The sequence below is a fragment of the Paenibacillus sp. FSL K6-2524 genome (genome assembly GCF_038005525.1).
GTDB classification, from domain to species: domain Bacteria; phylum Bacillota; class Bacilli; order Paenibacillales; family Paenibacillaceae; genus Fontibacillus; species Fontibacillus anaericanus.
In genome coordinates, this window is the sequence record NZ_JBBOSP010000001.1 from 4771057 (window position 1) to 4785393 (window position 14337).

Sequence of the window (14337 nt, forward strand, 5' to 3'; positions counted from 1 at the left end):
CCTCCTTTATTTCCTCACATTGTGCCTTCCTTCTGCATACTTTGTTCGGATAGGTAGACTAGGAATTTCATGAGATCTGAAAGTATTACCTTCATCTTCTCCCTTCTCATTCTCCTACCGTTGTAATCAAGACTGAGTTCAATGCGATGCTGCTCTGACTGGATAGAGAGAACCATGTCGAACAGTTGTAAATCCCGACTTCCGATCTGCCAGTCGTTCTTCATTCGAACAAGAGGATACGCCTCATGCTCTTCTTTCGATAAACCTCGTTGCCGGATCTCGTCCAAGGTATAGATGAAGGCCTTACCGCTCATTGTCAAGCTCTTACTGACACCGTCAATCAGATCAACGAAGTTAGTAATTCCTTGGAGCTGTTGCTCTACACTAACCAAATTCTGCCCCGACAACACTGCTTGGAGTGATATCCCTTTCGCTTGTGTATGTTTGCCTAGAACGAATAAGTAGGAAGTCACAATTACCGTATAAAGATCACTCTGAATTGATGCAGCAAATGTATGCAAACGATTGCTCTTTGCCGAATCGAGTTGCCCTTCAAGGACAGAATTCAGCGAGATTTGCCCAGGTACTGTGAAGAATGATGGGGGCAATGTTGTTGCTTGCACAGTCCATGGACGATTCGTCCCGCTTTGCTGCTCCTTGATGAAAGCAGCCAACTTGGTTACAGTTGGATGGGCGAACAGATCCGTGATCTTCACGCTGCCGGGTACAAACCGCTCCAACTCATGCTGCACGCGGAGAAGTAATAGCGAGTTGCCCCCAACATCAAAAAAGTTATCGTTCACGCTGACTTTCTGCACCCCAAGCACTTCCTGCCAGATCGCCGCCAACTTCTCCTCGGTTTCTCCAGTCGGAGCCGCGTATGCCTCTACTTCTATCTGCGGTTCTGGCAACGCCTTGCGATCAATCTTGCCGCTCATCGTCAACGGCAACTTCGCCATCGGCACCGCGAACGCCGGCACCATATAAACCGGTAGGCGGTTCTTCAATTCGTTCCGCAGCTCGGACGGCTCGATTAGGCGATCCGGATCAGATACGTAATACGCGCATAAGTATGCGTTGCCGTGGTGATCCTTCCGCGCGACAACCACCGCATCCTTCACCGCTTCATAAGCCAGCATCGTCTCCTCGATTTCACCTGGCTCGATCCGATAACCCCGAATTTTCACCTGGTGGTCAATCCGCCCCAAGTATTCGATATTTCCGTCCGGTAGCCAACGCGCGAGGTCCCCCGTACGGTACATCCGCCCCTCTTCTTCGAATGGACAATCTATGAATTTCTCCGTCGTCAAGTCGCTCTGGTTCAAGTAACCTCTTGCCAGACCCTCACCGGCAATACACAGCTCTCCGGTTACACCTAGCGGTTGTACACGATTCCCTGTGTCAACGATGTACAGCCGGGTATTATCGATTGGCTTGCCGATCGGAACTGAGGAGGCCAGCTCTTCCAGACCTGAACAGTCATAATAACTGACGTCCACCGTCGCCTCTGTTGGGCCATACAAGTTGATGAGACGTGGGCCTGCTCCTTCGTCATTTCGCAGAAGCGCTCGGAATCGATTTACCTGACGCGTCGTCAGTGCCTCGCCGCTCGCGAATACGTATCGCAAACTTCCTAGTTTATAGACTTCTTGCGGACGAGCTTCCAATTCATCCAGAAACGCATTCAGCATCGACGGGACGAAGTGTAGCGTCGTTACGCTGTGCTGCGAGATCGTTCCGATGATTTCCGCTGGGTCCTTCTCTCCTCCCGGTGTCAGAAAACATACCTGTGCTCCGACTTGCCCCCACCAGAACAACTCCCATACCGAGACGTCGAAGGTGAACGGCGTCTTCTGCAGAATCACATCCCCCTGCGTCAGCGGATACGCCCCCTGCATCCAGTTCAGCCGATTCACCACGGACCGATGCTCCACCATCACCCCTTTTGGGCGACCAGTTGATCCGGATGTATAAATCACATAAGCTAGCTGACGCGAATCGCCGAGCGGCTCCAGATTGTCCACTTGCTCCGCTCCGTACCCGCTCTTCTCCGATACATTCATCCACTCGCCATGCCATGAACCAAGTTTCTCCCGTAGCTCACTGAGTGACTTATCTTGTGTCAGCACGATCGTTGCTCCGCTATCTTGCAGCATGTATCCCATACGCTCCGCCGGGAAGTCTGGCGCGATTGGTAGGTAAGCGCCGCCTGCTTTGAGCACAGCAAGTAGCGAGACCATCATCTCCGCCGAGCGCTCCATTACAATCGCTACGATTACATCCGGCCTAACACCATTTTGTCGAAGTCGCCGCGCCAGCTGATTCGCCCGCTCGTTCAGTTCTTTGAAGGTCAACGTGCTGGAATCCATCCGCCAAGCGACCTTCTCCGGTTGCTGGCATGTCTGTTCCTCGAACAGTCCATGCAACGTTGCCTCGCGGCGATATTCCGCAGCTGTGTCGTTGAATCCGCGAAGCAATTGCCCCTTCTCCTCCGAACTCATCATCTCCAGCTTCTCCATCGGCCGTTCTGGGTACGTCGCTACTTCTTCCGCGAGCCGGACAAACCACTTGGCGAACCGCTCGATTGTCCCAACACAGAACAGTCTCGTACAATACTCAAATTTGCATCTGTACGCATTCACATCATTATCTATCGAAATCTCCAGCAACAAATCAAACTTCGCAACACCGGTTGGTAGATCTATAGGATGGAAAGAACCCTCTTCGATCCGATTATCTGCACTTTGCATATTTTGCATGACAAACATGACATCGAATAGCGGATTTCGGCTTAAATCCCGAGCCGTTCCTAGTTCATCAACCAATTCTTCAAAAGGATAGTCGCTATTGTCAAAGGCACCTATGGTTGTCGATTTGACGTTCTCCACAAATGACTTGAACGTTTGACTGCTATCCATGCGATTTCGGATCACCAGTGTGTTTACGAACATGCCAATCATAGATTCCAATGATGCTCGAGGTCGACCTGCGACCGGAGTTCCGATCGTAATATCGCTTTGTCCGGAGCTGCGTGCCAAGAAGAGATGAAAGATAGCAAGCAGAACCATATAAGGTGTAGCTCCGGTTTGAGCCGCGAGGCTATTCAGCCTTGCAGTCAGCTCCGAAGGCATTGCAAATATAAAATGGTCACCATCGTAGCTCTTCAGAGACGGTCTTGTGTAATCGGTGGGCAGATCTAGTGCGGTCCGTTCCCCCGACATGACATCTATCCAATAGCGACGCTGCTTATTCAGTCCGCGCTGGTATGCCTCTCCAAGCTGCCACAACGCGAAATCCTTGTATTGCAGTCTCTGCTCGGGCAACTGATTTCCTTCATATAAAGTAATTAGTTCATTCTGCAATACAACCATTGACAAACCATCGCCCGCAATATGATGCATGTCAAACAGTATATATTGCTTATCATGCGTCTCTTGGACTAATACCGCCCTAAGCAAAGGAGGTTGCTCCAGATCGAATGGACGGATAAACCTCCGGTTCAACTCCTCAAGCGAGAAATTTTCGAGATCGATGGTTCGCAGTTCGAAGTCAACTTCTCCTTGTACGATCTGAACCGGAGTTCCTTCTTTGAGTCGATAAGCGGTTCTAAGAGATTCATGACGTGCAATCAGTTTCTTGAAAGCCTGTTCTAGTCGTCTCGTATCAATGAAACCTCTGATCTCCAGCGCTGCCGACAGGTTATATGCTCGGCTCTGCGCTTCTATTCTGTTCAGGATAAACAGACGATTCTGCGCTGGGGTGAGTGGATATTCCTCCTTGGCCTCAAGCGGCTCAATATCTGCGTACACTTCTAAAGATTCAAGCTTCTCCAATTGGCTAGCCAGACCTGTTATGGTCGGAAACTGGAACAAATCGCGAAGAGGTAAGTTTAGATTGAAAGCTCTATGAATCCTCATAGTTAATTGCATCGCTGTAAGCGAGTTGCCCCCAACATCAAAAAAGTTATCATTCACGCTGACTTTCTGCACCCCAAGCACTTCCTGCCAGATCGCCGCCAACTTCTCCTCGGTTTCTCCAGTCGGAGCCGCGTATGCCTCTACTTCTATCTGCGGCTCTGGCAGCGCCTTGCGATCAATCTTGCCGCTTGTCGTCAACGGCAACTTTGCCATCGGCACCGCGAACGCTGGCACCATATAAACCGGTAGGCGGTTCTTCAATTCGTTCCGCAGCTCGGACGGCTCGACTAGGCGATCCGGATCAGATACGTAATACGCGCATAAGTATGCGTTGCCGTGGTGATCCTTCCGCGCGACGACCACCGCTTCCTTCACCGCTTCATAGCCCAGCATCGTCTCCTCGATTTCACCTGGCTCGATCCGATAACCCCGAATTTTCACCTGGTGGTCAATTCGCCCCAAGTATTCGATATTTCCGTCCGGTAGCCAACGCGCGAGGTCCCCCGTACGGTACATCCGCCCCTTTTCTTCGAATGGACAATCTATGAATTTCTCCGTCGTCAAGTCGCTCTGGTTCAAGTAACCTCTTGCCAGACCCTCACCGGCAATACACAGCTCTCCGGTTACACCTAGCGGTTGTACACGATTCCCTGCGTCAACGATGTACAGCCGGGTATTATCGATTGGCTTGCCGATCGGAACTGAGGAGGCCAGCTCTTCCAGACCTGAACAGTCATAATAACTGACGTCCACCGTCGCCTCTGTCGGGCCATACAAGTTGATAAGACGTGGGCCTGCTCCTTCGTCATTTCGCAGAAGCGCTCGGAATCGATTTACCTGACGCGTCGTCAGTGCCTCGCCGCTTGCGAATACGTATCGTAAACTTCCTAGTTTATAGACTTCTTTTGGACGAGCTTCCAATTCATCCAGAAACGCACTCAGCATCGACGGGACGAAGTGTAGCGTCGTTACGCTGTGCTGAGAGATCGTTCCGATGATTTCCGCCGGGTCCTTCTCTCCTCCCGGAGCCAGAAAGCAAACCTCGGCTCCGACTTGCCCCCACCAGAACAACTCCCATACCGAGACATCGAAGGTGAACGGTGTCTTCTGCAGAATCACATCCCCCTGCGTCAGCGGATACGCCCCCTGCATCCAGTTCAACCGATTCACCACGGATCGATGCTCCACCATCACCCCTTTTGGGCGACCAGTTGATCCGGATGTATAAATCACATAAGCTAGCTGACGCGAATCGCCGAGCGGCTCCAGATTGCCCACTTGCTCCGCTCCGCACCCACTCTTCTCCGATACATTCATCCACTCGCCATGCCATGAACCAAGTTTTTCTCGTAGCTCACTGAGTAACTTGTCTTGCGTCAGCACGATCGTTGCCCCGCTATCTTGCAGCATGTATCCCATACGCTCCGCCGGGAAGTCCGGCGCAATTGGCAGGTAAGCGCCGCCTGCTTTGAGCACAGCAAGTAGCGAGACCATCATCTCCGCCGAGCGCTCCATTACAATCGCTACGATCACATCCGCCCTAACACCTTTTTGTCGAAGTCGCCGCGCTAGCTGATTTGCTCTCTCGTTCAGTTCTTTGAAGGTCAACGTGCTGGAATCCATCCGCCAAGCGACCTTCTCAGGTTGCTGGTATGTCTGTTCTTCGAACAGTCCATGCAACGTTGCCTCGCGGCGATATTCCGCAGCTGTGTCGTTGAATTCGCGAAGCAATTGCTCCTTCTCCTCCGAACTCATCATCTCCAGCTTCTCCATCGTCCGTTCTGGGTGCGTCGCTACTTCTTCCACAAGCTGGACAAACCGCTCGGCGAACCGCTCCATTGTCTCTCTTCGAAACAAGTTGGTGTTATATTCCAGCACACAATCCAATTGTCCGGCGGTACCCGGAAATACATCCCATTTCATATCGAGCTTAGAGGTTGTGCAGGGTATGTCCAATTGACTGAATCGAACTCTCCCCCCTTCAAAATCCACTTTCCTATCCATTTGATTATGAAAAATAAGCATGGTATCGAACAAAGGATTACGAGAACGGTCTTGCACGAGTCCACAATTCGCAACAATTTCTTCAAACGGAATTTTCTGATGATCGTACGCGTCCAGAAGCGTATCGTTCGTCTTGTGCAATAAATCGATGAATGGCTGTTCCGTATGCACTTCTTGACGAATCGGCAAGAAATTGTTGAACATGCCGACGGTCTTGCTCGTTTCTGTGTGAAGCCTTCCCGCCATTAACGCTCCGATGATGATATCCGTTTGCGATGTATATTTGTGCAGCAGCAATGTATAAATGGATAATAATACCGCGTATTCTGTGACCCCGTAGACACTTGATAGCTTATTAAGCCGACGAACGGTTCGGACCGGGATCGACAATCTTATCTGATCTCCCTCGAAGGTCCGTTCTGTTGGACGAATGTGATCAAGGATCATCTCCAGAACTGGGATCGGTCTTTCGAGACGCTTCTTCCAGTAACTATGATGCCGTTCCATCCTTTCCATGTCTGGTTCACGGATAGACCACAATGCATAATCTTTATACTGTATCGGGATTGCTCCTAACGTTTCCCCTTTGTAAAGTATTATGAATTCCTCAATCAGTACATTCAGCGAGATACCATCGCATACCATGTGGTGTGTGTCCAGAAGCAGGACATGACGGTCCTCCACCACCCGGATGGCTTGGGCGCGGAATAATGGCACCTTCGACAGTTCGAAAGGTCGAACGAATCGTTCTACTAATTCGGGGAGCTCTTGTTCATTTCCATTTACCACATCAAGTGCAAACAATACTTGATCTTCAATTTTTTGCACCACTTCGCCATTTAAGTTGTGAAACGAAGTGCGTAGCGACTCATGCCTGCTGACCAGCGTTCGAAGCGCTTGTCCCACGCGATCTAGATCGATAGATCCCGATACGCTCAGTGCAACTGGAATATTGTATGTGGTGCCGATACCCCCCAACTGCTCTTGCATATAAACCCGGCTCTGTGAGCTCGTTATTGGATAATAAGGGAGATACTCGGCCTTGCCGATTACGCTCTTACTCTCTGTCTCAGATGTCCGCACTACGTTGGCCAGTTCGCGTATCGTAGGAGCAGAATAGATCTGTCTGATTGAAAATTGAATACCGAATCTCTCTGTTACTGCGGATACAAGCATCATCGCTTTCAAAGAATTGATGCCAATGTCCAGCAAAGAATCGTCCACATTCAATGGCCCTGTATTCAATACATCCGAGCAAATACATTGCAGGATTTGCTCGGTCTCATCCTCCGACCACTCAGCCTCGCACTGCTGCACTGCATCATGCTTGATTTGACCAAGCGCTTCCTTTTCCTGCTCAAATTGACCACTCTTGTACTGCTCTGCAAGAATATATCGCTGCAATTTACCGCTAGTGGTCTTCGGCAGTTGTTTAACAGGTAGCACCCAACCAACCTCGTGGCCCGCACGTTCGCGAATGCACCGCTCCACTGTTTCCGCCAGAGGTGCAAATGACTGTATGCTGCCGCGATAAATGGCAAACACGATGATTTCATCAGTTTGTAATTGTTCGTTAAAAGCACCACATACTGCGACTCTTCGTAATTTCCCTCCCTCCATCTCTTCGATAAGTTGCTCCAAATCATGCGGATACACATTTTGTCCATTTACGAACAGAATGTCCTTCTTTCTGCCTGTTACGACTAGGCGTCCATTCCGCATAAATCCGAGATCACCTGTCTTTAGCCAACCATCCACTGTAATCGTCTTGTCCGCGGAGATTGGATCGCGGTAATATCCGCTTGTCACATTCGGACCCTTGATTTGAATTTCTCCTATAGTTTTATCTGGCAACAGGTTCCCGCCATCATCGCATATCTGGATTTGGCAATCGTTCACCGGCATACCGACATCGACAAACGACAAAGCGGCAAGTTCACTTGATTCTTCACATATTTCCTTGACCAGTTCTCCGATTGCGGTCTCACGGTCGATTCGAACCTCTAGAAGCGGTTCATCAACGGGAGGAAACGTAACCGCAAGACTTGCCTCCGCCATTCCGTAAACCGGGAATGCAGCGTTAGACCGCAAACCGTAGGAGCTCATCTCTTCCATGAACTGTTGACTTAGCCTGGCCGATATCGGCTCGGCGCCATTGAATATCAAGCGTACTGCCGACAGATCCCAACCTACTGCTTGATTCTTCTTATAGTAGTTCAAAAAATGATTGTACCCGAAATTCGGTGATGCTAATGTCGTAATACGGTGGTCGCTAGCCTTCTGAAACCACATTGTTGGATGCTGAATAAATAAAGCTGTAGACATCAAATACTGATCCATATTGGCTAGTAGGGGTGTCAAATGAAATCCGATCAAACCCATATCATGCGTGAGCGGCATCCAACTGAGCGAGGAATCGTTATTGGTCGCTTCGGAGCAAGCCACAATCGCCTTCATATTCGTAAGCAGGTTGGAATGTGTTAGCATGACGCCTTTCGGATCTCCAGTCGATCCTGAGGAGAATTGGATGAACGCCAAATCATCTTGTTGGGGTCTGTGAATTTCGCCAGGGGGACCTTCGCACAAATCATCTTTTCCCGTGACCCAAGTCATTTCTCGTAGCTTGGTAAAGAACTCAACTTGCTCTTCCGATTGCTTCTCATCACTCCATTGTCCGAGGAACCTCTCATCCTCGATGACCAGATAGGGCGAGCTAAGCTTTTGAAAGACTTTGATTAGCTTTCGTTTATTTTCTTCGCTAGCACTGGCCGATAACGGGACCGGGATCATACCTCCGAGCTGACAAGCCCAGAACCAGGTCAGAAACAACTCCTGATCCTCCAGCAGGAATACAATTTCACAACCCCTCTGAAGTCCCTTATCCTGTATACGTCTTAACAACGCTGACGAACGCTGTAACAGTTCTCCATACGATAGGGTTTCTTCCTTCCCTCCGCGAATAAAGATTATCCCTTTGGCGCTGTCTCTTCGGATCAGTAAGAGCTCGACTAAACTTGTCATTCCGCTATTCCTCCTCGTTGTAACAGTCGTGAATGAATTTTTCCTACTAAATGCTCTGCATGTTCGTGAAGGAAAAAGTGCCCCCCTTCGTAATTAAAGGCTTCGCATCTGTTTGTCGTATGCTCGCTCCATTGCAACGGATCATAATCCCCGTCCTGTAAACCCGAGAAAACAGTAATACCGCAAGACAATCGTTGGCGTCTCTCATTAAACCGATAATTTTCAGACGCTTTATAATCCGATTTCAAAATCGGCAAGAACAAAGATAACAGCTGTTCATTCTCAAAAAACTGCGGCGGTGTTCCCCCCAATGCTTGAATCTTTGCTAGAAACTGATCGTCTGGCAATTGGTGTATATTCTTATCTTCTAACACATGTGGAGCTGATCTCCCTGATACAAAGAGATGGGCTGGCTGTGGATACCCCATACTGTCCAGCTTGTGGCTCATCTCATAGGCGATAATACTGCCCAAACTATGCCCGAACAGTGCATATGGACCGCAGTCGAGATGCGGAATTAGCAAATGCTGAACATTCTCCACCATCTCTTCGACGGAGGTCAGCAACGGTTCGCCGAAGCGCCTTCCTCTTCCCGGAAGTTCGACAGTGACAAGCCGAATTGAAGAAGGAAGTAAGCTTGTCCACCTTTCGTAAACCGATGCGGAAGCTCCTGCGTATGGAAAGAAAAATAGATTTAATCTCGTCATACTCCCGCCCCCCCTTTATTAATCGTACTTACGTAATTCTTTCAAAAAATACACACAAATCGCTGCTACTAGCGTTAATCCTAATCCATTAAGCATCAATACGAGGTCAGCGCCGTATAGGTCGGAGAACACGCCGGATAAAATGATTCCCACTGGTGTGGCGAGGCTAGAAAGTGATCCAATGGTCCCGAACACACGGCCCTGATATTCGGCATTCACTTCTGTTCGCAACATTACCGTTACGATGACGGTGCCGATTGCCAGAATAAATCCAATGAGAAAGACAAACGGGATTGATAAATAAACATGGTGTATAGAAGCAAGCAACATCAAATTCGGACCAGCCAGCAACATCGCTAGACTCACCCACAGTCCGCGCTTTACAAGCTTACTGCCCATGAATGCGATAAGCCCCGCTCCCGATGCATATCCAATTGGAATGATTGCCTCCAACATACCGAATTGCCACGGAGTAGCCTGCCAAACTGTTACAGCGAGCACTTGGAATACCATCATCGAAGCGACAAAAAACACCATAATCGATGGTAAGAGGATAGAGACCGAGCGTGCAATGGAGTGTGTACGGATATAAGAAAGGCCGTGCTTGAAATCCGCCCAGAAACCCATCTTTTCCTCATCCTGCCGCTCATGTTTTGGAAAAGAACCGGACATACTCACACAACAAGCAGAGATGATGAATGCAACGCTAACACCGATAACCGATGCAGGTCCTCCAAAAATGGCGACTGCTGCCCCTCCGAGCGACAACCCAGCCAGTCGTGCCAGCGTATCCGTAATTTGCATCAGACTCGTTGCCCGCTGAATTTGATCTTTTCCCACAATATAAATCAGCGATGAGGCAAACGCAGGATTATGGAATTGCGAAGCTGCGCTGATCAACGCCAGCAGTGCGATCAACCACCACCATGCATTGCCTTCCCCAAAGGTAAAGACCGCGGCTACTCCCGCAATTAGCAACGCCCGGAGAATATCCATGCTAAGCATGATCATTCGGCGATTATAGCGATCAGCGAGTGTTCCTGCTATACTTCCCAGGACGAGGCCACTTATCATCTGAATCAGCATGATCGTCATCATCGCCTTCGCGCTACCCGTTGTCGTTAGCACCCAGTAACCGATTACGATGGAGTGGAATCCTTCGCCAGTAATTGATAAAGTACTTCCCGCATAAATCCACAAAAATGTTCGATTATACAGAAGCGACTTCGGCTGAGAATGCAAGACTGTTTCCTGCGATTGAGTAGCTACTAAAGCGTCAGAGTTCATTGGACACACTCTCCTTCGGCATCGACAATGTGCTGGAACTCTTCTAGGAACATATTCGTAAGTTGATATATGTTAGCCACCGAATATTGTGAGGCATTGAACAAGTGTGCAGCATGTGCGAGAGGGTAGTAACTAAGCATTGGGTTTATATTAAAACCGTTGGTCTGTACTTGGATGGATGGAAGGACAGGGAGGATAAGTAGGATAACTTCATGATCGATGAATTTGTGAACCATGTATTGAAAAATAATATTATTCATTCATGTCCCCCTAACATTAATTATTTGAATACATGGACTCGCTAAAACAAAGAGAAAGCGCTAACAAATCTTTTGTCAGAGGATACTTAAAATTATTATGCAAACGTTCGCGCAAACAGACCTGGATGTTCATACAAATAATTACTTTAAAATAAAGTATTACTAATTTCATTATATTTTGGCTTAATGATCTAGTCAACGATCATTTTTCCAAAAAAAGAATGTCACTTTATCTCCCTGACTTAAACACATAAAGTTGGATATTAAGTGGGAGAATGCCTATCTATGTATAGCGGGAAAACAGAAGCCTTAGCTTCTAAAATCGACAAAAAAATACAGCATTCAGCCGTAGAGTCGACAAATTGAATGCTGCATTTTATTCCATTTAAACTGTGACTCGAGAAATGGTCACTTTGAAAAAGCGACCATTTCTCGAGTCATTTTTCGTTAATAGTCGTAGTACATGAATAGACATTACCTATATGCATTACGAGCATGGGCAATATTGGTTTATACTTTCAATCTATATATCGCCTTGTTCTCCAACCCTCGGATAAATGGCGTCCACTCCTCCGTAACCGGAGTCGTAGCAAGAGCATCCTCCACCATCTGCATTTTAGCATCCAACGAATCGATATGATGCAGGGCAACAGCCTCGGCTGTCTGCGGCTGAACAGGACTCCCCCATTCACCCAAGTTGTGGTGCGACAACACTAGATGTTGCAAACCGAGCACCTTATGCGAATCTAGATCGTAACCTAAGCGGATCGCCGCCTCCGTAATCCAATTTGAGGCCATCGAGATATGACCAACTAATTTACCTTTAACACTATATTCAGACACAATACCGAGCTGGGCAACCATTTCTTCTGGTTTGGCAATATCATGTAGAATGATTCCCGCCTTCAAGAAATCTGAATTCAGAAACGGTCGTTGCTTGCATAGAAAATCTCCGATTTCTAGCATACGTACCATATGATAAGCGAGTCCCGCAAAATAATCATGGTGATGCATTTTGGCTGCTGGATAATGCATCAATTTCTCTTCCACTTTATCCACACAGAAGGATACGATTGCCGCAATCTCCTCATCGGAAATACTGGCGATTGCTCCCTTGATCGTATGAATCAGATCGATAGGCCTGATTGGCGCAGATCGAACGAAATCAGTCAACGATACCCCATCCGCTTCAGTAGCAGGCCGGATTTTCGTAATTTTAACCTGTAGTCTCTCCCGATAGGTGTGAGCAACACCTTGTATCTTTACCAGCCCCATTGGAAAAAAGGTCTCTTTATCGGTAGCCGAAGCATCCCAATATTTCGCCGATATCTGCCCACTGGAATCGCATAACATGATATCAAAATAATCCTTAGGTGGCGTACTATTTGTCTGTTTAATTTCGAGTTCCTTCAATAAATAAAATCCAACAATCTCGTCTTGACTGCTAAGCTGGTTGATCAATGTCACGTATATTCCTCCCAGAAATGATAGGTTCATTATATAACTTTCAAATGAAATCAAACCTACATCAAAACAATAAATCCCCCTTACTGGCGGGATTTAAGTTATATTCTGTATTGTACCACAAATCTGAGAGTTACCCGATGACAAGCGCTTATAAGACGGCTCTAGCTAATCTCGAACTGCATGTGTAATCTGAAATATCTCAACTTCCTCTAATGATGATACCTGCTGAGCCCCGCCTACACGTTGCGTAGATAATGCCCCACATGCATTGGCAAAGAGTAGCAACTCTTGCCCACGTTTTCCATTTAGATATCCATGAATTAGTCCGGCATTAAAGGAGTCGCCCGCACCCGTTGTATCGATCGGTGTGATCTTATAGGAATTAACTTCAACAAGCTGTTTATCCTCACCATAGAGCGTTGCACCAGTAGATCCTCTTTTTACCGCAACTCCATGATGTCCTTCGGGTAGTAAAGGCCAAACTTCGTCTAGTGTAGACACTCCATAGATATGAAGCAGTTCCTCTTCACTAGGGATAAAGAGATCTGTCTCTCCTAGCAGAGAATGAATCCCTTCCCTAACCCATTGATTACGAACATCCCAACCTGTATCAAAGGAAGTTGTGGCTCCATTTTTCCGAACCCGATCAAATATCCCCTGCCAATGATCCCTCATCCCGTCTTGTAAGAAGTAGGAACCAAAATGAACATGATCTGCCTCTTCAAACAGAGATTCCGGCATATCTCTAGGTGCAAGATCAGAGATACTTCCCATAAAGGTAAGTAAACCTCTGTCTTGAGGAGTAGAGAGGGATAATGTAACTCCCGTCTTCGCGGTCTCTTTCTTAATAATCCCGTCCGTGTTTACACCCTTACTTTGCAACTGCTCGATACAATAATTCCCGAATTCATCATTTCCAACAACACTTACGAAGCGTACATCCATTCCTAGACCCGCAAGTGCACACGCAGTTATCGCAGATGAAGATCCAAGAACGATATCGAACGAGTCCACTAATTTCTCTCGGTTCCACTCTGGGATCACGTCGGTTCCAGTTACGATCATATCCACATTCAATTCACCAAGCACGTATACCGTCTTCATCAGATATCCCTAACCTTTCTAAACTACACTAATTCAGTTCTTTAACCAACTCAGTAAACTTTGCTCTAACAATGTCAGCAAGAATCGCGGGTTCAAGCTCCATCTGTAGGCCAATCTTTCCGGCGCTAACAGCCATCAACGCCAGTCGCTCTGCACTGTTATCAATAAAGGTTGGATAAAGTTTCTTCATCCCCACCGGGGAGCAACCGCCGCGAATATACCCTGTCCATTTCAATAAATCCTTCACCGGGAGCATTTCGATTTTCTTCTCTCCTGCTGCCTTGGCTGCCTTCTTTAAATCAAGTTCACTAGCTACCGGTATGACAAATACGTAAAGGTTGGGTCCGCTATGTGCTACAAGTGTTTTAAATACACCCTCGGGTGCTCTGCCAATTTTCTCAGCTACCGCTGTTCCATGGATCAATCCATCCTCATTGTCATAAGAAATGACTTCATATGATATCTTCTTCGCATCAAGCATTCGCATAGCATTCGTTTTCGTTACTTGCATAATCAATCTACCTTTCTGGTTTCCTATTCATAGGACTTGTTTGTCTGCTTAAATCACTG

At 47.7% G+C, this 14337-nt stretch carries 7 protein-coding genes; all 7 read right to left on the reverse strand.

Translation table 11 applies throughout. The features are described 5' to 3' along the window. Positions 1-14 precede the first annotated feature (14 nt). The 7 genes from NST85_RS22145 to ybaK all read right to left on the reverse strand — a co-directional run bounded on the left by NST85_RS22145 (position 15) and on the right by ybaK (position 14278). Positions 15-8942 carry an amino acid adenylation domain-containing protein gene (locus NST85_RS22145; RefSeq protein WP_341190435.1) on the reverse strand — a complete coding sequence of 2976 codons (8928 nt, stop codon included), beginning with the start codon at positions 8940-8942 and terminating at the stop codon, positions 15-17. Then, positions 8939-9649: a thioesterase II family protein gene (locus tag NST85_RS22150; protein ID WP_127194634.1), complete on the reverse strand. Its 711-nt coding sequence runs from the start codon at positions 9647-9649 to the stop codon at positions 8939-8941. The genes NST85_RS22145 and NST85_RS22150 overlap by 4 nt, the downstream gene beginning before the upstream one ends. Positions 9650-9667: 18 nt before the next feature. Beyond that, the gene (locus tag NST85_RS22155) at positions 9668-10936 is read right to left on the reverse strand and encodes an MFS transporter (RefSeq protein WP_341190436.1); all 1269 of its coding nucleotides are present in this window, start codon (positions 10934-10936) and stop codon (positions 9668-9670) included. Next, positions 10933-11196, reverse strand: coding sequence for a hypothetical protein (locus NST85_RS22160; protein WP_127194636.1), 264 nt, complete (start codon positions 11194-11196; stop codon positions 10933-10935). Before NST85_RS22160 ends, NST85_RS22155 begins: the two co-directional genes overlap by 4 nt. A 510-nt stretch (positions 11197-11706) precedes the next feature. Further along, complete coding sequence (locus NST85_RS22165) at positions 11707-12663, reverse strand: 3'-5' exoribonuclease YhaM family protein (RefSeq protein ID WP_307398964.1); 957 nt, start codon at positions 12661-12663, stop codon at positions 11707-11709. Positions 12664-12828: 165 nt separating this feature from the next. Beyond that, a complete protein-coding gene (locus tag NST85_RS22170) occupies positions 12829-13767 on the reverse strand; it encodes a carbohydrate kinase family protein (RefSeq protein ID WP_341190437.1) in 939 nt (312 codons plus the stop codon). Positions 13768-13795: 28 nt separating this feature from the next. Next, positions 13796-14278 carry a Cys-tRNA(Pro) deacylase gene (ybaK, locus tag NST85_RS22175; RefSeq protein WP_127194639.1) on the reverse strand — a complete coding sequence of 161 codons (483 nt, stop codon included), beginning with the start codon at positions 14276-14278 and terminating at the stop codon, positions 13796-13798. Positions 14279-14337: the final 59 nt, after the last annotated feature.